This is a genomic window from Rhizobium phaseoli, assembly GCF_001664385.1.
Lineage (GTDB): Bacteria > Pseudomonadota > Alphaproteobacteria > Rhizobiales > Rhizobiaceae > Rhizobium > Rhizobium phaseoli.
Genome location: NZ_CP013532.1, coordinates 1,473,678 through 1,496,608, shown reverse-complemented (window position 1 = coordinate 1,496,608; position 22,931 = coordinate 1,473,678). Strand labels below are relative to the sequence as shown.

The 22,931-nt window shown below is 61.3% G+C and carries 25 protein-coding genes; 17 read left to right on the top strand and 8 right to left on the bottom strand.

The genetic code is table 11. The features are described 5' to 3' along the window. Positions 1-13: 13 nt before the first annotated feature. The 3 genes from AMC88_RS07285 to AMC88_RS07275 form a co-directional block, all read right to left on the bottom strand. A complete protein-coding gene (locus AMC88_RS07285; protein ID WP_012483285.1) occupies positions 14-946 on the bottom strand; it encodes a hypothetical protein in 933 nt (310 codons plus the stop codon). 94 nt (positions 947-1,040) lie between these two features. Continuing rightward, positions 1,041-2,048: an alpha/beta hydrolase gene (locus AMC88_RS07280; protein ID WP_012483284.1), complete on the bottom strand. Its 1,008-nt coding sequence runs from the start codon at positions 2,046-2,048 to the stop codon at positions 1,041-1,043. Beyond that, positions 2,041-2,934, bottom strand: coding sequence for an MBL fold metallo-hydrolase (locus AMC88_RS07275; RefSeq protein ID WP_064825040.1), 894 nt, complete (start codon positions 2,932-2,934; stop codon positions 2,041-2,043). Before AMC88_RS07275 ends, AMC88_RS07280 begins: the two co-directional genes overlap by 8 nt. 86 nt (positions 2,935-3,020) lie before the next feature. Between AMC88_RS07275 and AMC88_RS07270 the strand changes: the two genes are divergently transcribed. Then, positions 3,021-3,956: a LysR family transcriptional regulator gene (locus tag AMC88_RS07270; RefSeq protein WP_004675117.1), complete on the top strand. Its 936-nt coding sequence runs from the start codon at positions 3,021-3,023 to the stop codon at positions 3,954-3,956. Positions 3,957-3,999: 43 nt separating this feature from the next. Here the strand turns inward: AMC88_RS07270 and AMC88_RS07265 are convergent, their stop codons facing one another. Further along, entirely contained in the window at positions 4,000-4,623 is a 624-nt protein-coding gene (locus AMC88_RS07265) for an LOG family protein (protein WP_012483283.1), read from the bottom strand. Between the two features lie 155 nt (positions 4,624-4,778). Here AMC88_RS07265 and AMC88_RS07260 point away from each other — a divergent pair, with 155 nt between their 5' ends. The 5 genes from AMC88_RS07260 to AMC88_RS33550 all read left to right on the top strand — a co-directional run bounded on the left by AMC88_RS07260 (position 4,779) and on the right by AMC88_RS33550 (position 11,073). After that, a complete protein-coding gene (locus tag AMC88_RS07260; protein ID WP_064829922.1) occupies positions 4,779-6,794 on the top strand; it encodes a LysM peptidoglycan-binding domain-containing protein in 2,016 nt (671 codons plus the stop codon). 200 nt (positions 6,795-6,994) lie between these two features. Then, the gene (locus AMC88_RS07255; RefSeq protein ID WP_012483281.1) at positions 6,995-8,872 is read left to right on the top strand and encodes an ABCB family ABC transporter ATP-binding protein/permease; all 1,878 of its coding nucleotides are present in this window, start codon (positions 6,995-6,997) and stop codon (positions 8,870-8,872) included. A 137-nt stretch (positions 8,873-9,009) separates the two neighbouring features. Beyond that, positions 9,010-9,708 carry a phosphatidylserine decarboxylase gene (locus AMC88_RS07250; RefSeq protein WP_064825038.1) on the top strand — a complete coding sequence of 233 codons (699 nt, stop codon included), beginning with the start codon at positions 9,010-9,012 and terminating at the stop codon, positions 9,706-9,708. Between the two features lie 13 nt (positions 9,709-9,721). Beyond that, positions 9,722-10,567 carry a CDP-diacylglycerol--serine O-phosphatidyltransferase gene (gene pssA, locus AMC88_RS07245; RefSeq protein ID WP_004675126.1) on the top strand — a complete coding sequence of 282 codons (846 nt, stop codon included), beginning with the start codon at positions 9,722-9,724 and terminating at the stop codon, positions 10,565-10,567. A gap of 359 nt (positions 10,568-10,926) precedes the next feature. Next, positions 10,927-11,073 (top strand): hypothetical protein, encoded by a 147-nt coding sequence (locus AMC88_RS33550; protein WP_010006292.1) that lies wholly within the window; start codon positions 10,927-10,929, stop codon positions 11,071-11,073. Positions 11,074-11,221: 148 nt separating this feature from the next. Here AMC88_RS33550 and AMC88_RS07240 read toward each other — a convergent pair whose 3' ends face one another. Then, positions 11,222-11,986, bottom strand: a complete 765-nt coding sequence (locus AMC88_RS07240; protein WP_016734279.1) for an SOS response-associated peptidase — start codon at positions 11,984-11,986, stop codon at positions 11,222-11,224. A gap of 131 nt (positions 11,987-12,117) precedes the next feature. Further along, a complete protein-coding gene (locus AMC88_RS07235; protein WP_029531549.1) occupies positions 12,118-12,438 on the bottom strand; it encodes a YnfA family protein in 321 nt (106 codons plus the stop codon). Between the two features lie 182 nt (positions 12,439-12,620). Here AMC88_RS07235 and AMC88_RS07230 point away from each other — a divergent pair, with 182 nt between their 5' ends. From AMC88_RS07230 to AMC88_RS07195, 8 genes are all read left to right on the top strand, one after another. Next, positions 12,621-13,055 (top strand): NUDIX hydrolase, encoded by a 435-nt coding sequence (locus AMC88_RS07230; RefSeq protein ID WP_010019604.1) that lies wholly within the window; start codon positions 12,621-12,623, stop codon positions 13,053-13,055. A gap of 123 nt (positions 13,056-13,178) precedes the next feature. Then, positions 13,179-13,619 carry a TIGR02301 family protein gene (locus tag AMC88_RS07225; RefSeq protein ID WP_170960105.1) on the top strand — a complete coding sequence of 147 codons (441 nt, stop codon included), beginning with the start codon at positions 13,179-13,181 and terminating at the stop codon, positions 13,617-13,619. A gap of 103 nt (positions 13,620-13,722) precedes the next feature. Further along, complete coding sequence (locus AMC88_RS07220) at positions 13,723-13,980, top strand: hypothetical protein (RefSeq protein ID WP_004675135.1); 258 nt, start codon at positions 13,723-13,725, stop codon at positions 13,978-13,980. Positions 13,981-13,998: 18 nt separating this feature from the next. Continuing rightward, complete coding sequence (locus tag AMC88_RS07215) at positions 13,999-14,751, top strand: hypothetical protein (protein ID WP_016734283.1); 753 nt, start codon at positions 13,999-14,001, stop codon at positions 14,749-14,751. 83 nt (positions 14,752-14,834) lie between these two features. Further along, entirely contained in the window at positions 14,835-15,683 is an 849-nt protein-coding gene (ygfZ, locus tag AMC88_RS07210) for a CAF17-like 4Fe-4S cluster assembly/insertion protein YgfZ (RefSeq protein WP_064825826.1), read from the top strand. Positions 15,684-15,712: 29 nt separating this feature from the next. Further along, entirely contained in the window at positions 15,713-16,285 is a 573-nt protein-coding gene (locus tag AMC88_RS07205; protein WP_064825827.1) for an HD domain-containing protein, read from the top strand. Next, positions 16,282-16,812: a tyrosine phosphatase family protein gene (locus AMC88_RS07200; RefSeq protein ID WP_064825037.1), complete on the top strand. Its 531-nt coding sequence runs from the start codon at positions 16,282-16,284 to the stop codon at positions 16,810-16,812. Before AMC88_RS07205 ends, AMC88_RS07200 begins: the two co-directional genes overlap by 4 nt. 58 nt (positions 16,813-16,870) lie before the next feature. Then, positions 16,871-17,755: a mechanosensitive ion channel family protein gene (locus tag AMC88_RS07195; RefSeq protein WP_064825828.1), complete on the top strand. Its 885-nt coding sequence runs from the start codon at positions 16,871-16,873 to the stop codon at positions 17,753-17,755. Between the two features lie 28 nt (positions 17,756-17,783). On the opposite strand, the gene AMC88_RS07190 is transcribed toward AMC88_RS07195, so the two are convergent. Both AMC88_RS07190 and AMC88_RS07185 read right to left on the bottom strand, forming a co-directional pair. Further along, on the bottom strand, positions 17,784-18,299 hold the full coding sequence (locus tag AMC88_RS07190; protein WP_064821713.1) for a superoxide dismutase family protein: 516 nt from the start codon (positions 18,297-18,299) through the stop codon (positions 17,784-17,786). A 238-nt stretch (positions 18,300-18,537) separates the two neighbouring features. Beyond that, complete coding sequence (locus AMC88_RS07185; RefSeq protein ID WP_012483269.1) at positions 18,538-18,876, bottom strand: hypothetical protein; 339 nt, start codon at positions 18,874-18,876, stop codon at positions 18,538-18,540. A 408-nt stretch (positions 18,877-19,284) separates the two neighbouring features. Here AMC88_RS07185 and AMC88_RS07180 point away from each other — a divergent pair, with 408 nt between their 5' ends. The 3 genes from AMC88_RS07180 to AMC88_RS07170 all read left to right on the top strand — a co-directional run bounded on the left by AMC88_RS07180 (position 19,285) and on the right by AMC88_RS07170 (position 22,828). Then, on the top strand, positions 19,285-21,171 hold the full coding sequence (locus AMC88_RS07180) for a putative bifunctional diguanylate cyclase/phosphodiesterase (protein WP_064825036.1): 1,887 nt from the start codon (positions 19,285-19,287) through the stop codon (positions 21,169-21,171). Between the two features lie 145 nt (positions 21,172-21,316). Beyond that, positions 21,317-21,961 (top strand): HD domain-containing protein, encoded by a 645-nt coding sequence (locus AMC88_RS07175; protein WP_064825035.1) that lies wholly within the window; start codon positions 21,317-21,319, stop codon positions 21,959-21,961. Between the two features lie 9 nt (positions 21,962-21,970). Further along, positions 21,971-22,828: an MOSC domain-containing protein gene (locus AMC88_RS07170; protein WP_064825034.1), complete on the top strand. Its 858-nt coding sequence runs from the start codon at positions 21,971-21,973 to the stop codon at positions 22,826-22,828. Positions 22,829-22,931 lie beyond the last annotated feature (103 nt).

Below are 22,931 nucleotides of genomic sequence, written 5' to 3'. Positions count from 1 at the left end.
CGACCGACTTGGCTCAAAGCCAGGACAGCAGAGCTGTGCGGACCAGGATTCCGGCCAGTGCGCTGAAGACTGCGACGCCTGCTACCGAGCGGAGCGCCGGCACCGAAGCGATAAGAATGGAGAGGCCAGGAAGGTCGAGAGGGTTTAGCAGAAATGCGGATCCGTGAATGATTTTCTCTGGCGTAAAACTCAGTTCCTTGTGGGCGTCGAGTAACAGCGTGACCGTTGCGCTCGATCCTGCCAGACACTTTGTGAGGAAGAACAGCACATCCTGCTGCGAGGCGCCGAGCAGCTGAAGCAATGGCTGCGCAACGGACGTGAAAGCCGAAAGTGCGCCTGTACTTTGGGTCAGCCTTACCAGGGCAAGTGAGATCACGAGCACCGGCAGGATCGCAGCAATGACGCCAATGGCATCTGCGCCACCGCGATTGATCGCGGCCAGCAGATCGCGCCTAACGACGTCGTGGTCATCCGCCCTGTCGCAGGAACAGATCTTTCCACGCAAGGAACGGCGGCCGACGATCCAACCGGCGAGAGTGGACGCAGCGAGCGCCCCGCAAATGCCGTTCATTATGATCGAGCCCGGATCGACACCGAGGCTTGCGAGTGGAAAACTGGCATTCGCCGGCGCCGCCGCAAGCACCGCGGCAAAGGCCGCGGCCATAAATTTCTCCGACGTTCTTTTACGCGCCATCAGCGTCAGGGCAGCGACCGGGGCAGCCGAACTCACGAGGCTGAGCTGGATGATTGCCAAAACCCCAAAACCGTCCAGACCGAAAGGTCTGAACAGCGGGTTTACCTTGCCGGCGATTGATCGCAACGCGCTCACGCTCTCGAGGTAGCGCATCAGCGAAAATGTCACGATCATGAGAGGCAGAAAGGTGAATATCGCGATGTCGACGGCACTTCGCCCGGCATCCAGGATGGCGGTTATCAGAATTGTCATGGAAACGAATGGCTCGACGGCCGGGCGAACGCGCGGCCGGCTTGATGGAGGAAGCAGGCTCCGGATTCGATGCCGGAGCCTGGTCGTTCAGACTCTATTCCGGTTTGAAAGCTTCATCGAAGAAGCGGACGACCTCGGCATAGGCCTGCATGCGGTGGCTCTCCATCAGGGCCAGATGTGTCGCCTCCCCGATTTCCACCCATCGCCTGTAGGAGGCGCCGGTCAGCTGCTCGAAATAGGCCCGCGCCAGATCAAGCGGAACGTCGATGTCCCATTCGCCGTGCAACAGCAGCACCGGCGCGCGAATCTCGCTCGGTTGATAATATGGGGTTCCAGCTCTCCAGTAGGTGCGGATGTCTTGGATCGGCCCGTTGGTGGCGCGAAGTTTGCCTTGCTCCCTATCGTCTTGCCACGTCTCCTCCGAGAGGGTCGATTCCGACCAGAGATCGAACCAGCCCTCGGGCACAAGACGTTCACGCGCGTATTCAGGTGCGGTGCCCAGCCAACGCGCCAGGGCCGCTTTGACGGGAACAAGCCTGTAGGAGCCGAGGGAACCGCCCTGGTCGATGGGAATGGGAACGTCACTCAGCCATTGTGGCGCGAGCAGCGCGAGCTTGACGACCTTGTCGGCGTTGCGAGCAGCATATGCGCCGGCTACGGTACCGCCCCACGACATTGCGAACACGCTGACAGCCTTCAGGCCCCGAAGTCGAAGCACGAACTCGACAGCCGTTGCGAAGTCGGTGACGCCGGTGTCGGTGGAAACAAGGGGCGGGTTGAGATCGGGCTGCGCCTGCATTTCCGGTGGACGGGTCGATTTTCCGTAGCCCCGGACATCGACGGCAAAGACGTCGAACCCATGATGCGCGAGGAAGTCGATGAAGGACATTCCATTGAAGGGAACGTCGTAAAGACTTCCGGACGAGAAGGTCGCTCCATGCACCATCACGATTGTTTTCTCCGCAAGAAAGACTTTGTGGTCCTTCCTTCGCTTATTGCGCAGACAGAGCTTGATGCCCTCGGTTCCGCTGTCGACGTAATGCTCGTCGAATACGATCTGACTGGCGTCAAAAGCTGACGATGCGAGCTCGTTGTTAGACATAGGACCACCTGAATTTTTCGCCGTCGCGGGTGACATAACCAGCAGACGAACCGGGGAAATGCGTGGAGAAGTACATGGCGCGATTATCAGCTGCGAGTTCGAGGACGCGCTGTCTGGACTGGGCAGCCTGATCCAGGAATTCGCAGAAGACCGTGTTGAGGTCGGGCCGTTCCACCTGGATCGGATGGTGCATGACATCGCCGGCGAAGATTGCCGCTTCATTATCCGCCTCCAGCATAACGGACATATGGCCGATGCTGTGCCCAGGCGTCGGCAAGAAGATGAATCGATCGAGGAAAGGACCGCCTGCGCTGTCGATGAAATCGGCAAGCCCCGCCTCGATCACCGGCCTTACGCTGTCTTCATAGACGCCGAGGCTGGGAATGTTGACGTCGTTGTGACTCGCCGTCGACGCGTAATATTCCTGCTCGGCGCGTGGGAAGACGTAGCGGGCGTTTTTGAAAGTCGGGATCCATCGTCCGTCCTGAAGCACGGTATTCCAGCCGGAATGATCGACGTGGAGATGGGTATTGATGACGAAGTCGACATCTTCGGGCTCGACACCCGCCTGACGCAGCCTATCGAGAAACGGAATGGTCTGATGATGGAAGCCGGAATTGCGCGGTCTCTCCTTGTCGTTTCCCGAGCCCGTGTCGATGAGGATGACGTGGTCGGGCGTGATGACAAGCCAGCTATGAATGCTCACTACAAGGGCATCGCGGCCCTCTTCCATATCGACGGCGGAAAGCCGCGGCTCGACCGCCTTGATCTCCTCAGATCCGGCAGTCGGGTAGAGGAATGAGGGCGGAACGTCGTGAAGGTACTGCTCCTGCACCTTTCTCACTGTCACGCCGGCAATACGATATTCCTTTCCAAGATCGCTCATGGAATTCCTTTCGAGTTAAATGGAACCGGGACAGCGCTGTCTGATGGCTATGGACAGTAAGAAGGATTCATGCAACGATCAAATCGATGAATGAAATTGTCTCCATTGATCATTTCAATTTGTGGTCTTTCGACCTCAATCTGCTGGTCGCGTTCGATGCGCTCATGAAGGAGCGGAGCGTGACGAAAGCTGCTGTTCGCCTGAAAATCCAGCAGCCCGCTATGAGCCACAATCTCGGCACTCTCCGGACATTGCTGCAGGATGAGCTGTTTGTGCGTGTCGGCCAGGTCATGCAGCCGACTCATCGGGCGCTGCGTTTCGCCGAAGCCGTAGAGCAGATACTCAGCCGCACGCAGCAGGCGATTGTAACGCCGGCAGTCTTCGAGCCCGATCAGGCCGAGCAGATATTCCGCATCGGCTTTTCCAGCGAGCTTGAGGTGCTGCTCGTGCCGCGCCTCGCCGCTATGTTAAACGAGACAGCCCCGGGTATTAAAGTGCTTGCGCGAGCGGTCGACCCTGAGCTGGTCCACAAGCTTCTGGACGACAATGTCATCGACCTCGGCGTCGGTTGCTACGATGACGGCAACAACAGACACCGGCGGACCCTGCTGTTCGAGCAATCGCTAATGTGTTGCTACAATCCTGAGCTTCTCGATCTTCCCGAAACTTTGGACCGGGACAGCTATGTCGGGCTGAGGCATGCACTCGTTTCTCAGAAGGACGCCATCGAAGGCTGCATCGATGACGCGTTGAAGCGGATCAACGTGCGACTCGACGTGTCGGTGGCAGCGCCGGAATTCCTGACCGTGCTTACCGCCGTCCTGGAAGCGCCCCTGATCGCGACCCTGCCGACCAGGATCGTCAAGCGGTATGCCGGCCTTTTCGGCTTGGCGACCGCCGAGGTTCCCCTTGATTTAACGGTGAGCCCGATATCGATGGTCTGGTCGGCGGCAAGTGACAATGATCCCGCCAATCAATGGATGCGATCTCAGGTGACCCGGCTTGTTTCGGCCTACAGCTGAATGTGCCAGTCACAAGGCCGGGCAATCCGGGGCTCTTGCACACCTACATCTTCGAGATCACCTCGTCCTCGCCGTCGCGATCGGCGGCGAGCTGGGCCGCCTGGGCCATGATCGCCGGAATGATGCCGGAAACGTCGTCGACGATGAGCGGCTGCACCCGGTGGGCGGTGTGCAGGAAACCTTCATCGGTCATATGGCGCAGCAGTTCCATCATCGGATCCCAGAAACCGTTGATGTTGGCAAAAACCATCGGCTTCTCATGGCGGCCGAGCTGGGCCCAGGTCATGATCTCGACGATCTCCTCCAGCGTGCCGATGCCGCCCGGCAAGGCGACGAAGGCATCGGAGCGCTCGAACATCGTATGTTTGCGCGCATGCATGTCAGGGGTTACAATGAGTTCGTTGAGCTGACCGAGCGAATGGCGAGTCGCTTCCATATCGATCAGGAAATCCGGGATGATGCCCGTGACCTGACCGCCGCCTGAAAGCACCCCGCTTGCAACCGCGCCCATGATGCCTTTGGTACCCCCGCCATAGACCAGGCGCAGGCCGTATTCGGCGATCTCTCTTCCGAGAGCGCGCCCGGCCGCCATGTGAGAGGGATCACGTCCCGGCCTCGAGCCGCAGTAAACGCAGATGGATCGAATCGATACAGATTGTTCGGTCATGGAGGCGAAACAACTATTCCATTTCAATGCAGTCAAGAAAATTGACTGAAAAGCAGCATGCCTAGCTTGCCTAATTGCTTTGAATGCTTGTGAAAAGCAACGGGAATCGCTAGCAATTTTCGGTACTACGGCAATTTGCCGCCTTGGGAGACATAATGATGAAGAACCGTGCCGGCTTGCTGGCCCTTGCAGTGCTCGTATCCGCAATCCTACTGATGGTATTCTTTGTCATGCCGCGCATCGGCGGCGATGCGACCAAGGTCGGCGACGCTATCAACCAGGCGAGCACGGAGCTCAAGAACACGGTTAACGAGGCGTCAAAGACATCACGCTCCGCCGATCCGACTGCGGTCGCCGCCCAGGTCAGCCGTCTTTCGGCCGATGCCGGCCTCGCGCTCGGCGAGCTCAAGGCGCTGTTTGCCAATGGCAAAGGCCCGGCCATCGATGTCTTCACCGCCGCCAAAACCAAGACGATCAATGCGCTCACCGCGCTTGCCGGCTTCACCATTCCCGAGGGCATCGATCCCGCGACGCAAGCCGTTGCCACGAAGGCCAAGGAAGGCGGCGCCAAGGCGCTGGCCATCGTGCAGTCGCTGCCCGAAAACATCGCCGATGCGAGCGCGGCAATTGCCAAGGCCGAGGCAGCGCTGACCGGCGCCCCCGAGCCGGCCGCTGCAGCGGCCAATGCCGGTCCCAAGCTTCCGGCCTTCGACGTCCTGCGCGTCGAGCCGGATGGATCGACCGTCATCGCCGGTTCCGCCGAGCCGAACGGCAAGCTTGAAGTGCTCGACGGCGAAAAGGTTGTGACGACGGCCGATATCGGTCCGAGCGGCGATTTCGCCGCCGTCCTCGACAATCCGCTTCCGGCCGGTGACCACCAACTGGTGCTGAAGGTGACGGGCAAGGATGGCAAGACCACGCGTTCCGAAGAAGTCGCAACCGTTTCCGTGCCGGAGGACGGCAATGGCGCCAATCTGCTCGCCATGGTCTCCAAGCCTGGCACCGCAAGCCGCATCATCACGGCGCCGACGGGCGGAACCGAAGTCGCCGACGCCTCCGATCCGATGGCGCCGTCTGCCGACAAGGCAGCAGCCGACGGAACCGCTCCTGCTGCAGCGACCGGTGAGCTGGCTCTGCAGACGCCTGGCTTGCCCGGCGACACGAATGCGGCGCCGGCCGTTCCCGGCCCGGCCGAAGCCGACAAGGCCACGGCACCCGATGTTATGGTCAACGCCGTCGAGATCGAGGGCAACAAGATCTTCATCGCCGGCACGGCGCGCGCCAACGCCAAGGTCCTCGGTTATGCCGACGACAACCTCGTCGGCCAGGACACGGCGGGTGCCGACGGACATTTCGTTATTGACGGCGTTGCAGCACTGTCGGTCGGCGACCACAAGATCCGCGTCGATGTCGTCGATCCCGCCGGCAAGGTGATCGTGCGCGCCGCGGTGACCTTCAATCGTCCGGCTGGCGACCAGGTAAGGGTCGCCGCGCAAGCCGGCCCTGCCGACGCGAACGGCTCCTCTTCGATGGTACCGCTCGACGAAGGCGAACTCGGCAAGCGCAAGGCCGAGGCCGGCAAGGCCTTCGGCCTGCTGAAGGGGCTTTTTGCCGACGGCAAGCTGCCCGGCGACGAACAGCTTGCAGCGGCGCGCTCGGCAACGGAATTCGCACTGCGCTCGCTTGCCGACTTCCGCCCAGGCGCCGACGCATCCGATAGCCTCAAGCAAGCATCCGGATCCGCCTCTGAGAAGGCGACCAACGCGTTGAAGATGCTGCAGGGCCTGCCGAAGGATTCAAAATCCGTCGGGGCTGGTCTCGACGGGCTGGGGGCGATCATTGCCGAACTCAACGGCGCACCAGCGCCTGCGGCCCCTGCATCCGCGGCGTCCACCAACGACGCTGCCGGCAACCAGCCGAAAACCATTGAACAGGCGCCGCTGACGGCCAACAATGCGGCGGTGATCATTCGCCGCGGCGACACGTTGTGGCAGATCTCGCGCCGGACCTATGGCCTTGGTGTGCGCTACACGACGATCTACATCGCCAACGAAGACAAGATCACCGATCCCGACCGCATCCGCCCCGGCCAGATCTTCGGCCTGCCGAAGGATGCCTTGCCGAATGCCGAGGAACTGCACCGCAAACGCCTTTCCGGCCAGCACCTTTAAACAAAGCAGAAGAACATGATCGGGCCGGGCGGGATAACCGCCCGGCCCGGGCTTTTCCTGAGCCCCGCATTTGTTGTATTCATCCGCCCGGCACCCTATCTGGCGGTGACAGGGGAAACGCTTTCGAGCACGTCCCGCTCGCGCTTTGCCAGCATCGACACACGCGACGGCAGCAACTCCCATCCGGACTGGAGACACGCATGGCAAACGGCAAGACTGTCTCGGAATCCCACCTGCTGCGCACGCTTCTCAACCTCTGGCCCTATATGTGGCCGGCCGGCCGGCCCGACCTCAAGATGCGCGTCGTCTGGGCCTCGGTCTATCTGCTGATCTCCAAGTTCGTTCTGCTGCTCGTTCCCTATTTCTTCAAGTGGTCGACCGATGCACTGAATGGCAGGATGGACCTCGCCGGCACGGTTCCGCCGCTGCTTGCCGGCGCCATCGCGCTGGTCATCGCCTATAACCTCACGCGGCTGATCCAGCTCGGCCTCAACCAGTTGCGCGACGCGCTGTTTGCCAGCGTCGGGCAGCATGCGGTGCGCCAGCTCGCCTACAGGACCTTCGTGCACATGCACGAGCTGTCGCTGCGCTTCCATCTGGAGCGCAAGACCGGCGGTCTCTCGCGCATCATCGAGCGCGGCACCAAGGGTATCGAGACGATCGTCCGCTTCACGATCCTCAATTCGGTTCCGACCGTCATCGAATTCCTGCTGACCGCGGCAATCTTCTGGTGGGGTTACGGATTTTCCTACCTCGCCGTCACCGCCTTGACGGTCTGGGCCTATATCTGGTTCACGATCCGCGCCTCCGATTGGCGCATCGCTATCCGCCGGTCGATGAACGACAGCGATACCGACGCCAACACCAAAGCCATCGACTCCCTCCTCAATTTCGAAACCGTCAAATATTTCGGCAATGAGGAGATGGAAGCCAAACGCTTCGACAAATCGATGGAGCGCTACGAGAAGGCGGCGACCGATGTCTGGACCTCGCTCGGCTGGCTGAACTTTGGCCAGGGCGTCATCTTCGGCATCGGCACGACGATCATGCTGGTGCTGTCGGCGCTGGCTGTCCAGCGCGGCGAGCAGACAGTCGGCGATTTCGTCTTCGTCAATTCGATGCTGCTGCAGCTTTCCGCGCCGCTCAACTTCATCGGCTTCGTCTACCGCGAAATCCGCCAGGGGCTGACCGATATCGAGCAAATGTTCGATCTCCTGGAGGTGAAAGCCGAAGTCAAGGACGCGCCCGATGCAACAGAACTCAGGAGCGGCCAGGGCGCGATCTCCTTTAAGGATGTGCACTTCGCCTACGATCCGGCCCGTCCGATCCTCAAGGGGATTTCCTTCGACGTGCCGGCCGGCAAGACGGTCGCCGTGGTCGGCCCCTCGGGGGCGGGCAAGTCGACTCTGTCGCGCCTGCTCTATCGTTTCTACGATATCCAGAGCGGCACGATCACGGTCGACGGCCAGGATATCCGCACGGTGACGCAGAAGAGCCTGCGCTCGGTGATCGGCATGGTGCCGCAGGATACCGTGCTCTTCAACGATACCGTCGCCTACAACATCCGCTATGGCCGTACATCGGCCAGCGACGGCGAGGTCTTTGCCGCCGCCGAGGTGGCGCAGATCGCGCATTTCATCGAAATGCTGCCGGAAGGTTTCGAAACCAAAGTCGGCGAGCGCGGGCTCAAGCTTTCGGGCGGCGAGAAGCAGCGGGTGGCGATCGCCCGCACCATCCTCAAAGCGCCGCCGATTCTGATCCTCGACGAGGCGACGTCGGCGCTCGACACGACGACGGAACGAGAAATCCAGACGGCGCTCGACGTGGTTTCGAAGAACCGAACGACGCTGGTTATCGCCCATCGGCTTTCGACCGTGATCGGCGCCGACGAAATCATCGTGCTGAAAAGCGGTGAAATCGCCGAGCGCGGAACCCATGCGGCCCTGCTTGAACGGAACGGCCTCTATGCCTCCATGTGGAACCGTCAGCGCGAGGCCACACAGGCCGAGGAACACCTGAAGCAGGTGCGCGAAAGCGACGACATGGGCGTGGTCACGCGGCTTGCGCCGGCAAATTAATTCGGGAACCGGATGCCGGCATCGGCTTTTGTTGTTCAGAACCTAAACGTGCGAACAGGGGCCGGGGCCGCAGCATTGCCCCGGAGGCGGTTTTTCGCTAACCAGCAAAAAACGACAACGCAAGGAGACCGGCAGCCATGAGCCTGTTCAACACGGTTCGCAACACGATCGTCCCCGTGCACAAGGAGGGTTATCCCTTCGTAGCCGCCTTCTTCGTCGCCTCGCTGATCCTCGGCTGGATCTTCAAGCCGCTCTTCTGGATCGGCATGATCTTCACGCTGTGGTGCGCCTACTTCTTCCGTGATCCCGAGCGCGTGACCCCGCAGGACGACGATCTGGTGATTTCCCCGGCCGACGGTAAGGTCTCGGCGATACAGATGGTGACCCCGCCGGCCGAGCTCGACCTCGGCTCGGAGCCGATGCTGCGCATTTCGGTGTTCATGAACGTCTTCAACTGCCATGTGAACCGGGCGCCGATGCGCGGACGCATCGTCAGCATCAACTACCGCTCCGGCAGCTTCGTGAACGCCGAGCTCGACAAGGCGAGCGAGGACAATGAGCGCAACGGCCTGGTAATCGAAACTCGCCACGGCCAGATCGGCGTCGTGCAGATCGCCGGCCTCGTGGCGCGGCGCATCCTCTGCTGGGCAAACACCAACGAGCCGATGGATGCGGGCGAGCGCTTCGGGCTGATCCGTTTCGGCTCCCGCCTCGATGTCTTCCTGCCCGCCGGCGCGGCGCCACGCGTCTCGCTCGGCCAGACGGCGATTGCCGGAGAAACCGTCATCGCCGAATTCGCCTCGGCCAAGGGTCCCGTTATCAGCCGCCGCAGCTAGATTGGAACGCGATATGGAAACGCCTTTTCCGCCTTTCGAGCCCAATGGTCCGGATGATTCCGCCCGCGGCCCGCGTCTGCGCGAAATCCCGCTCCGTCTCGTCTTTCCGAATCTCATCACCATTCTGGCAATCTGCGCCGGGCTGACCGGCATCCGCCTGGCTTTCGAGAATCGTTACGAGCTCGCCGTCTCCATGGTGCTCGTCGCCGCCTTCCTCGACGGCATCGACGGACGGGTGGCCCGGCTGATGAAGGCGACCTCGAAGTTCGGCGCGCAGATGGATTCGCTTGCCGACATCGTCAATTTCGGCGTCGCACCCGCCCTCGTCGTCTATGTTTTCGCGCTCGACCAGGCGCGCTCGCTCGGCTGGATCGCGGCGCTGATCTATGCGATCGCCGCCGGACTGCGCCTTGCCCGTTTCAATGTCATGGCCGAACGCGAGAACAAGGCAAGCTGGCAGTCGGAATATTTCGTCGGCGTGCCGGCGCCGGCTGGCGCCATGCTCGTGCTGCTGCCGGTCTATCTCGGCTTCCTTGGGATGGCGACCGACCGCACCTTCGCCTTTGTCTCGTCGATCTATACCGTGTTCATCGCCTTCCTGCTGATCAGCCGGCTGCCGGTCTGGTCGGGCAAATCGGAGGGCAACCGGCTGCGGCGCGATCTCGTGCTGCCGATGATGCTCGGCGTCGTGCTCTATGTAGCTCTGCTGATGAGCTACACCTGGGAGGTGATGGTGTTTACCGTTGCCGCCTACCTCGTTTCGCTCCCCTTTGGCGCGCGGAAATGGCGGCGGAAATATGGGACGCTGACGATCGAGGAGCCCGGCGTCGGCGACGACGATATCGGCCGTCATATCTGACCTTCAGGCATCTCCTACAGCGCCGCGCGTCCTTTCAGACGCGCAAAGGACACTGTAAGACTTTGAACTGCAGTAGCCTCTCTCCCACGGAGATGCTTCTCCCTCATTTCTCGCATATTCCCGGAAAACGTGCGCCTCTCCGGGGAAAGCCATGAGCCTTCCCCGGGGATAACGGCTGACCAGTTTTTTGGGAACAGCTTCCTTCAGTAAGTATTAACCAACGTAGGCTTCAGTTAAGCCTCGCGAATTATGGTGGGCGTTCACAAATCCTGATAAGCGGCGCCGCCGATTCGTCGCTATTTCTGGCGAAACTGCAAAAATAAAATACCCAGGGAAGAACCACGTAAAGGAGAGTATCCGTGACTTCGAACAAGAGCAGTACCGGCGAACAGCAGACGGCCAAGCCGGACCTCGCCGCCAATTATCGCCCCGTCGGCCTGAAGGCCGTTGCCGCGGCATCGCTGATGGCGAAGAACAAGCCGGAGAGCGTCAAGAAATCCGCTTGAAGCGCCGAGCTTCGAACCGCCGTCACCTGCGCTTCACCTTCCAGCTTCCAGCATGCCGTTGCCCCAAGACTGCGGCATGTTTCTAAAGCGTCCCGATCTCTAGGATTCGACCAAACGGGCCGCCGTGCCAGAAGCGGCCGATAACGTTTCAGAAGAGACTGAGCTGGCCGTTATCCGGCCTTTGCTTCTCGGGTGCCTTGAACGGCCGTTCGATGACGACTGGCTCCTGCAGGTCAGGGCCCATATTGGCAACCTTATTGACCTTGTCGGAGACCGGTACGGCCTCGAAAAAATCGTCCTGAACGGGCTGCGTCAGGTCGGCCACCTCACGCGGTTCCTGCGTCCTGCAATCGAGCCAGCGCGCGAAGTCCGCCGGCTTGATGACGACAGGCATACGATCATGGATCGCCGAGATGCCCGCATTGGCGGAGGTCGTCAGGATCGCGCCGGTATCGACCTCCGAGCCATCGGCTGAGGACCATGTCTCCATCAATCCGGCAAAGGCGACGATTCCGCCCTGGCGCGGCCTGATCCAATAGGCCTGTGGCTTGCCGCCGCTCTCCTTCGGCGGACGATGCCATTCATAAAAACCCGAAGCCGGAATCAGCACGCGGCGATGACGCATCGCCGCCCGAAACGAGGCTTTGCCGATCGCCGTCTCGGCGCGCGCATTGATCAGCAGCGGAAATTCTCTCGGGTCCTTGACCCAGGCCGGGGTAAAACCCCAGCGCACCAGCACCGCGCGCCGGTCGGCCAGGTTGCTGCCTCGCTCCCTGTCCTCGCCTGCTATGACGACCAGGATCGGCTGCGTCGGGGCGATGTTGTAGCGCGCCGGAAAATCGTCGAGATCGACACCGGAGAGGAAATCGCGCAGGTCTGCGCTGGAACTTGTCAGGGCGAAACGTCCACACATCGGCCCGTCTTTGCACCCGCTCCGAGTCCGGTCAAGCCGCCCTGGGCGTGCCGCGCAAGCCTATACAGCGGTTTGAAACAGGACGTGCCGCGACCAAAGAGCTAAAGCGCGTTGCGCTTGCGCGACATGCTTCAGCCTCGCGGCGCAAAGAGGATGACGCTCGCCCCGGCAAGGCAGATCAGTCCGCCGCCGATATCATAACGATCGGGCACACGGCCTTCGACCAGCCAGAGCCAGAAGAGCGAAGCCAGAATATAGATGCCGCCATAGGCCGCGAAGGTTCGACCGGCGGCCTCGCTCGGCACCAGCGTCAGAAGCCAGGCGAAAAGCGCGAGCGAGATCATGCCCGGCACCAGCCACCAGACGGGCTTTTCGAGCCTCAGCCATGCCCAGAAGGTGAAGCAGCCGGCAATCTCGAAAACGGCGGCAAAGGCATAGATGATATAGGTCACGCAAAGCCCTCTCGAAAATCTGGAATCTTTGTTGCACACATGTCGTCACCTCGGGTCCGTTGCACCGCCTTTCGGCCTTGTCTTCCGAACCTGCCCAGACGAAAAATTGGGAAGCCAGGCAGCGCCGGCATGCAACAATCGGTCCATGCGATAGAATGGGCCGTCACAACAAGAGCAGTCTTATGATCTCCACCGCCAAAGCCGCCTCCTCCGCCATTCTCGAACGCGACGGCCGGTTCCTGCTGGTGTTGCGACGCAACCCGCCTTCCGCCGACATGTATGCCTTTCCCGGTGGACGCGCCGAGCCGGGGGAAACGCCGGAGCAGACGGCGCTGCGGGAATTCCGGGAGGAAACCGGCATCGAGGCGCATAATCCGCGGCTGTTTTCAACCTATGACCTGAAGACGCATGGGCCGGACGGCAGCCTGAAGAGCCATTTCTTCCTGTCAGTTTTTCGCGTCGAGGCCGACCGGGACATAGTGGCGGAAGCCGCCGACGATGCAGCGGCGCTGGGCTGGTATACGGTGGATGAGATTCGGCGGCTGCCTGTGCCGCAGAGCGTGCTCGAATGCGCGGAACGGCTGGCAGAGGATGATTATCGGTCAACCGGCCGATAATCATCCTGTTCTGAATTAAAGTTAGAGCATGATGTCGTCCGAAAACCGCTGACACTTTTCGGCGTCATGCTCTGGCGGGCGGCGAATAGAAGTGGAAATTGTCAAGCGCGCCTTGTTGCCGTCATGGTCAACGTATCAACTGGAAGCATGATTCCCGTTCGACGCGTTGTCCTGTCCCTGCTCGTGCTCGCCGGCCCCACCATGGCTCAGGGCAAGAACACGCCGCCTCCACAGGAGGAGATTGCGCCGCCGGCTGCGATCGTCCCTTATGACGACAAGCTGGCGCGGCTCGCCGAGGTGCTGGGTTCGGTGCATTATCTGAGAACCCTCTGCAAGGCCGCGGGCGGCGATGAGTGGCGAAAGGGCATGCAGCAGCTGCTCGATTCGGAGGCCGGCAACGAACCGCAACGCAAGGAAAAGCTCACGGCAGCCTTCAATCGCGGTTATCGCGCCTTCGCCTCGGTCTACACGGATTGCACCCCGGCGGCCATCGTGGCAGAAGAGCGCTACCGTAACGAAGGTGCAACACTTGCCACAGAAATTACCTCGCGCTTTGGAAATTGACGTTTAATTAACCTGTTTTCGCATGCGGACGTGTCGTTTTGGGAAAAGGCTGTTAGTGTTGTTAACGGTGCAGTAAGAGATGAGAAGTTCTGAGGAAAAGACAATGGAAGCAAGCCTCAACGAGATCGACGACATGATCGTCCACGAAAAGATGCAGGCGGCTCTGGAGTACCAGAACGAGGCTTGGGCCGACGGCATGGCCGACGGGATCGAGCCTGAGATCATTGCTGATGCCGCCATCGCGCATGCACTGCGCGAGACCATTAGATTGCATGGGGAAAGCAGCGCCGAAGCTTTGCTCGATTCGCTGCGCGACCGTATGCTTGCCGGCGAATTCTCCGCCAACCGTACCCTGCAATAATCATTATCAGAGAGTTCGATGCGCATCGGTAAAGAGAAAGTTTCGCGAATTTCGCTCGCGCCGGTGATGCTTGCGCTCAGCCTTGCCGCCGGCAATTTCGCCCTTACGCCCTCGGCCTACGCGCTTTCCGAACTTCACAAGATCCCCGGCCAGCCGAACGACCAGCCGGCACAGGGAAGTGCCCAAGGGCAGAGCCAGCCGCAAGGCGGCACCACTCCCGGCGTTCCCATGGCCGATCCGCTGGTGAATAGCCAGAACAGTCAAGGTGTCGACAAGACGCCGGGCACGCAGGACAATTCCAAGCCCGTCGAGGTGATCTACGACATCAGCAAGGCCCCCGAGCCGGTGCGCAAGATGCGCCAGCAGATCGTCGAGGCGGCCGCCTCCGGCGATCTCGAACGGCTGCGGCCGCTGATGGGCACCGGCGCAGAGCAGACGCAGGTGACGGTCGGCGAACCCACAGAAGATCCGATCGGCACGCTGAAGGATCTTTCCGGCGATCCCGATGGGGACGAAATCCTCGCCATCATGCTCGACATCGTCTCGACCGGCTTCGTCCATGTCGGCCAAGGCACCGCCGACGACATGTATGTCTGGCCCTATTTCGCTGAGAAAGACCTGAAGTCGCTGACGCCGCCGGAGCGGGTCGAACTGCTGCGCATCGTCACTGCCGGCGATCTGTCCGACATGCAGGAATTCGGCGGATATAATTTCTACCGCCTCGGCATTACGCCCGATGGCAAATGGAAATTCTTCACGGCAGGCGATTGACGCCTGACGCAAGCTGCATGGCGCTTGCGATCCGCCTCATGAAGTCATACCTCTGAGCGATGACCAACGCGACAGGTTCCGCCATGCCAGCCGTATTCCTGAAAGACCGCTCATTGCTCTCCGTCGGCGGCGCGGATGCCCAATCCTTCCTGCAAAACTTGATCACCACCGATATCACCTCGCTTGCGGCCGACGAAGCGCGGCCTGGGGCGCTGCTGACGCCGCAGGGCAAGATCCTGTTCGACTTCATGATCTGGCAGGATGGCGACGGCTACATGATCGAAACCGATGCCGACCAGCGCGATGCGCTGCTGAAACGGCTGACGATGTACAAGCTGCGGGCCGCCGTCACGCTTGCGCCCGTCGCCGAAGAAGGCATCAGCGTTTGCTGGGGCGAAGATGCCGATGGCATCAACCAGGGCGTTCGGGATAGCCGCTTCGCCACGGCCGGCCTCACGCTGACCCGCCGGCCGGGACGGCACGGTGTCAGCGCTGAGGCGCTCTACGATGCGTTGCGCATCGCCCACGGCGTTGCGATATCGGGATCGGACTTTTCGCTGCAGGATGCCTTTCCGCATGATGTTCTGATGGATCTGAACGGCGGCCTCTCCTTCAAGAAAGGCTGCTATGTCGGACAGGAAGTGGTTTCGCGCATGCAGCACCGCGGCACCGCGCGCCGGCGCGTCGTTACGGTATCCGCCGCAACGGCTCTGCCGGGGACGGGCACCGAGATCACCGCTGCCGGCAAGCCGGTGGGGACCCTTGGTTCCGTCGACGGCGGCAGCGGACTTGCGATCGTGCGCATCGACCGCGCCGGCGCCGCGATGGCGGAAGGCACGCCGCTGCTGGCCGGCGGGACGGCCGTTTCTCTCACCCTGCCGCAATGGTCCGGGCTTGTCTTCCCGACCAGCCCCGACGAGGCCAGCGCGTGACGGCCAAAGTTCCGCGTGCCTGGCAACGCATGCTGTCCGGGCGCAGGCTCGACCTGCTCGACCCCTCGCCACTCGATGTCGAACTCGCCGACATCGCCCACGGATTGGCGCGCGTCGCCCGCTGGAACGGCCAGACATCCGGCGATCACGCTTTTTCGGTGGCGCAGCACAGTCTCCTCGTCGAAGACATTTTCCGCCGCTTCAACAACGCCCGGCCGGAGGAGTGCCTGATGGCGCTGCTGCACGACGCGCCGGAATATGTGATCGGAGACATGATCTCGCCGTTCAAATCGGTGGTCGGCGGCGGTTACAAGGCGGTGGAAATGCGGCTGGAGGCGGCCGTGCACCTGCGCTTCGGCCTGCCGCCGCATCCCACGCGCGACCTCAAGGACCGGATCAAGAAGGCCGACACCATTGCCGCCTATTTCGAGGCGACGGTGCTTGCCGGTTTCACACCGGCTGAAGCGCAAAAATTCTTCGGCCAGCCGCGCGGCATCAGCAAGGACTTGCTGATGATGGAGCCGCTGCCCGCGATCGAAGCGCAGCGGCTGTTCTGCGAGCGCTTCGCGGCGATCGAGGCCGAGCGGGATATGGGATCGTGAGCGTCATCATCGTCTCGCCGCTGTCACGCATCGCCGAAATGGCGGTGCGCCACAAGGCGCGCGACATGATCAGCCTGATCGCCAAGGAACATGCCTTTCACCGGCCGGGCGTGATCGCGCCCGAGCGTCACCTGACGCTGGCGATGAACGATATCGCGTTCAAGGGCACCGGCGGTCTCGTGGCGCCTGACGAAACGCATGTCCGCCAACTTATCGATTTTGCCGCGTCATGGCGGCAGGAGACGCCGCTGCTCATCCATTGCTGGATGGGCGTGTCGCGATCCCCGGCGGCCGCCTTGATCGCCGCATTGTCGCTCGCACCGGATCAGAGCGAAGAAGCGCTGGCCCGGCGGCTGCGCGCCGCCTCGCCTTTCGCGACGCCGAATACCCGGCTGATCGAGATTGGCGACGCGTTGCTTGACCGCGGCGGCCGGCTGGTCACGGCCGTGCGGGCGATCGGACGCGGCGCCGATGCCGACGGCAATGCGCCCTTCGTGCTCGACATTCACGACGCCGGCGGCGGTTGACGCTGCCGCCGTCCGCTCCATCTTGCCCTCGACCACGCACAATCCGCAGGGCCAAATCATGGAACAACAAGCAGCCGACGTCCTTCTTGCCACCCGGACGGCACTGAGCCAGGCAAGCGCGCTCGCCGTCCAATACTCCTTTTCCATTCTCGGAGCGGTCATCCTGCTCGTCGTCGGCTGGACGCTGGCCGGCTTCGTCAGCCGCTGGGCCTATGAAGGCCTGTCGCGCATCCACGGTATCGACGAGACATTGGCGCGCTTCTTCACCAACGTCATCCGCTATGCACTGCTGATCCTGGTGTTCATTACCGTACTCGGCCAGTTCGGCGTCCAGACCGCCTCGATCATCGCCGCCCTTGGCGCCGCCGGCCTGGCGATCGGGCTGGCGCTGCAAGGGACGCTGCAGAATATTGCGGCCGGCATCATGCTGCTGGTCCTCAGACCATTCCGCGTCGGCGAATATATCGAGACCAGCAGCGTGGCCGGCACGGTGCGCGAGATCGGGCTGTTTGCGACAGAACTCAGAACCGGCGACGGGCTCTATCGGCTGGCGCCGAATTCGACGCTCTGGAATACGCCGATTACCAACTTCAGCCGCGAACCTACACGGCAGAACGATCTGAAGATCAGCATTTCTCGCGAGGATGATCTTGATTTGGCAATGGAGACGTTGATGGGCCTTGCCAAAGGCAATCCCAGGGTGCTGCCGTCACCGGCACCCAGCGTTTTCATCGACAGCCTCGGTGACAGCACGATATCGGTAACGCTGCGCTACTGGGCAAAGACTGGGGACTGGTGGCAGGTCAGCCGTGACATGGTGAAGCGGGTAAAGCTTGCCTTCGACGAAAAGGACGATCCAGCCGCTCTGCGGGACGATTCAAATTCGGCGCCGGCAAAGAGGTCAAACGGCACCGCGGGGGCCGAAAAGCCGACGCGGCAGTGAAACATGGCTGACCGGGGCGATCGTCGGCCTATTGAATGACGCCGCAGGCAAGCCTCTCCCCGGCGTCACCCGAAGGCTGGCTGCGATAATCGTCGGAATTGGCGTGCACCATCAAAGCGCGGCCGCGGATGCCGTCCTTCTTGCCGTCAAGCGTGACCATGCCGTCGAATATCTGGGCTCTCAACACGCCGTCCTGTCCGACATATTGATTGGGCATATCGCCGGCATGGGGTCCCTTGGCCGCAAGAATCCCGTGCTCGGCCGAGTCCGGATTGAAATGGCCGCCTGCCGATTCGTGATGGGTTGCCGCATCGCAGCGGCCGGTCTCGTGAACATGAAAGGCCACCCACTTATTCGCCGGCAGTCCCGATATCTCCACTTCGATCAGGACGCCGCCATTGGCGGCAGCCGTGAGCTGAGCGCGGCCGTTTTCCTTGCCGTCCTTGCCGACGAAATTGGCGACCGCCGTTTGCTTGTCCTGGGCACCCGCCGGCAAGGCAATCGCAAGCAGGCTCAGGGCAGCGATGATGCGCATGGCTTTCATGGAGATCTCCTTCCGTCCGGTTGTCCTTCTGAACGTGTCAGCCCGGAAGGTGTTCCTCCGGGGGCCATCCAACAAAAAAGCCGGCCAATGGGCCGGCTTGCAGATCACAGGGATCTAGATGTGAGCTTTCAGGAGGTTGTCCATTCGGTCCTGGTCGAGAAAGCTGAGGTTGTCAAAGCTTCAGTGATTCTCGGAGGACCGAATGGACAACCTCCTGAAAGCTCACATCTAGACGCCGTCAGGCGACGGCGTCGAAATCGAACTGGCCGTAGGTATTGCGGTAAAGATCGTTGGATTGATCGCCGGTCGGCGCGGTCTGCTGCAATGGATAGGGAGCGGCGATGCTGCTCGTCGTGGCGGTGTCGCGAGTGTCCATCATCAGCGCAATCAGGCTGCCGGAAAATTTCGGCTGCGTGTCGCCGGTCGTGTCGTCTTCCAGCAGTTGCTTGAGGATACCGGGTTTCTCATCGGCGGCACGTTCGCCGCGGCTGAGCACGCCATCACCATTGGAGTCGAGCCGTGAAAGCGTGGCAAGATATGCATATGAAGTATCTGAAACGGATGTCGTGCGGGTCATACAAACCTCCATTCACCGCCTTTTGCCGGTGGTGTTTGTACGCAATACGAGAACTGAAAATAGCGAGTGACTCGGTGGTTAAACTGATTTGCGCAGTGCGTCAATAAGTTGTTAACTTCTCATTAATGAAGATTGACAGGCGTTAACGGAGACCGCCAAATCGGCTTTTCGTCGACAGCCTCCTCGATATTTCAGCGGTTTTTAATGTAAAACGCCGGTTTTAAAACCGCGTGTGCGCCTGCTGCACTGCAACCGAATATTAATCCCGCAGATCCAGAATAGTCGGGGAATTACCACCGGACGTTTGTAAATATCGATTTCCATGTCTGTCTTTTGAGGTTCTGATGGCCGGCGTTTTGAGGCACGTGCATCATCGAGCGGCCACGGCCGTTCTCCAAGACGCTTGCCATGAAAGCTGAAGCGCTCTTCTGGCGGCAATGTACAGAGGCTGTCGCGGCCGATGGATCAATCGACGCGCAGCGTCTGATGCAGCTGGTGATCGCAACCTATCGCGGACACGAAAGCGACTATGACGCAATCGAGAAAAGCGTGGAAACGCTGCTGAAGGAAAACCAGTCGCTGAGGGGCAATCTTTCGGCCCTCAGCCAGGCGTTCGACGGACAGAAAAGACTCTTCGAGATCGTCCTCAACGACCTGCCGCTCGGCCTCAGCGTCTTCGACGCCGACCAGCGGCTGACGCTCTACAATAGCCGCTTCCACCAGCTCTTCGGCCTGACGCCGGAGGATATCGCCGCCGGCGCAACGATTACCGATCTCCTCGAAAAAATGCGCGGCAGGGAGAGCACCGTCTCACCGGGCGGCCGGCGAGCCCACCGACCTGCTTCCGCCAAGGCGGGGAGCAGCCGCATCCGCCGGCGCGAATGGCAGATGAATGACGGCCGCATTATCCAAAGCGTAGTGACGGTCCTCTCCGACGGCAGCAACATCGCCATCCATGCCGACATTACCGAGGATCGAAAGGCAGCAGAGCGCATCACCTATCTCGCCCATCACGACCTCCTGACCGATCTTCCCAATCGCATCTATTTCCGCGAGCAGGTCGATGCCACGCTGGCGGAGCGCAAGCCGGACGAGCAGATTGCCCTGATCCACCTCAATCTCGACCGCTTCAAGTCGATCAACAATACGATCGGGGTATCGGTTGGCGACAAGATCCTGCAGCAGGTCGCCGGGCGCATCCGAACCTCGGCCGGCTCGGAAAATACACTGGCGCGACTCGGTTCCGACGAATTCGCCATCCTGCAGACAGGTAACCGGCAGCCCCGGAGCGCGACGGCGCTGGCCGACCGGATCCGCCGCGCCCTTTCCGAGCCCTTCCTGCACGGCGAAAAAAGAGTGGAGCTCAGCGTCTCCATGGGCATCGCAATCGCTCCACGGGATGGTGAAGAAACAGATATCCTTTTGAAAAATGCCGGCGTGGCGCTGTTGCATGCCAAAGCCGACGGACGCAAGCGCGAGCGCTTCTTCACCAGCGAGATGGAAGCGCAGATGCAGTTGCGCCATGCCCTCGAGGCCGATCTTCGCGCCGCCGTCGAAAAGGGGGAATTCGAGCTGCACTATCAGCCGCTCTACGACCTTTCCAAGCAGCAGATCTGCGGTTTCGAAGCGCTGATCCGCTGGAACCACCCGATCCGCGGCCGCGTATCGCCAATGGATTTCATCCCGCTTGCCGAGGAGGTCGGGCTCATCGTCGATATTGGCCGCTGGGTTTTGCGCCAAGCTTGCAGCGATGCGGCGCAATGGCCGGAAGACATCAAGGTGGCGGTCAACGTTTCGGCGATCCAATTCAGCGGCAGCGATCTGATGCAGGATGTCAGCGAAGCGCTTGCCGCCGCTGCGCTATTGCCGTCACGGCTCGAACTCGAAATCACCGAGAGCGTGCTGATGGAGAACCTCAGCGAGGTGCTGCCGATCCTGCACGCCCTGAAGGAGCGTGGCATCCGCATCTCGATGGACGATTTCGGCACCGGATATTCCTCTCTGAGCTATCTCTCGAGCTTCCCCTTCGACAAGATCAAAATCGACAAATCCTTCGTCAACGACATCGTCGACAATAAGGAGGCGCATGCGATTATGCGCGCAATCATCCTGCTCGGTGATGCGCTCGGCATGCGCGTCACAGTCGAAGGCGTCGAGACGGCCGCTCAGCTGGGGCTGCTCGAATGCGAGGAATGCGACGAGATCCAAGGCTATCACATCAGTCCGCCGCGCCCCGTTCGCGACGTGCCGCACCTTCTCTCCATGCCGCCGAAGAGCGACGGTAATTTCTCCTGAGGGGAGCGTGAATTCCTCATGATTGCGACTCGCATGGCAAGCCGCTACAAACCGGCTCCGTGTTCTGCAGATCTTCGTAGCCGGGCCATTCCCGGAAGCCCCTTTCGATGCTCGATGGACGATTTTTCCAATAACAGGTGGCGCGATGTTCAAGGCCGAAGCCTTCTCCCCTCATGAGACGCTCGCTGCGTCGCTGATTGAGCATGCGGCCGAAGGCGATGACGGTTCACACGATCTCGCCCATATCCTGCGCGTCTTCAGAAACGCCATGCGCATCCATGCGGGCGAAGGCGGAGACGGACGCATCCTCGCCGCTGCGGTGCTGCTACACGACTGCGTCGCGGTCGAGAAGGATTCCCCCTTGCGCGCCAAGGCATCGGCGCTGGCGGCGGAAAAGGCATCGGCAATCCTGGCCGAACTCGGCTGGACTGCGGCGGATATCAGCGCTGTGGGGCATGCCATCACCGCTCACAGTTTCTCCGCCGGGGTGACGCCGCAGACGATCGAGGCGAAAATCCTGCAGGATGCCGACCGGCTGGACGCGATCGGCATGGTCGGCGTCGCACGCTGCTTCTACATTGGCGGGCGCATGGGATCCGGGCTCTATGATCCGTTCGATCCGGCGGCAACGAACCGTCCCCTCGACGACAAGCGTTATGCCATTGACCATTTCCAGACGAAACTGTTCAAACTGGCGGAAGGGTTCCAGACCGAGACCGGCCGCCGACTGGCGGCTGTGCGTGACCAAAGTCTGCGTGATTTTCTCTCGGCATTCATGGACGAGATTTAGGAGAACGGCATGCGTGTCAGCGACCTCTTCATCTACCCGCTCAAGAGCGCTCGCGCCATCGCGCTGCCCGCCGCCGATGTTGACGCTTATGGCCTTCCCGGCGACCGGCGGGCGATGATCACAGACGCTGAAGGTTACTTCATCACCCAGCGCGAACTGCCGGACCTCGCGCGCATCGAAATACGGCCGGAGGCCGGCGCCTTTCGGCTGCTGATGCAGGGCAAACCTGACATATCGGTACCGCCGCCCCGGCCTGACATCCGCATGGATGTCAGCGTTTGGAAATCGGCCGTCAGCGCCGCCGTCGCCGATGCAGAGAGCAACCGCCAGCTTTCAGAATGGCTAGGCCGCGAGGTGCGGCTGGTGTTTTTCGACGGCCAGGCACGGCGGACGGCGAATGCCGAATGGGCCGGCGAAGGCACGCCGGTGAGCTTTACCGACGGCTATCAGATCCTGGTGACGACAACAGGCTCGCTGCAGGCGCTGAACGACGATCTCGCCGCCCATGGCGAAGGCAGCGTCGGCATGGAGCGCTTCCGACCGAACATCGTCATCGACACCGACGAGGCCTGGCCGGAGGATCGCTGGGCGGCGATCGAAATCGCGGGCATCCGCTTCGATCTCGTCAAACCCTGCTCGCGCTGCATCATGACAACGCAGGACCAACTGACCGGGTCACGCGACGTGGATAACCCGATGCCGGCCATGGGCCGCATCCGCATGTCGGCCGACCGCCGCGTGCCCGGCCCGCTCTTCGGCTGGAACGTCACACCGCGCGGCACCGGCAGGATCACGATCGGCGACACGGTGAAGATCGTTGAAGAGCGGCCGGAGGGCTGGGCACTGAAGGTGCGCGCGCGGGGGTAGGTCGAATTGGGGATAGGCCGGCTGACGGCGCTTTCTTCCGTATACGTCGCAACATTCTCCCTCATTCCTGCGCTCCTCAGGGCTTCGCCCAAGGGATGTCACA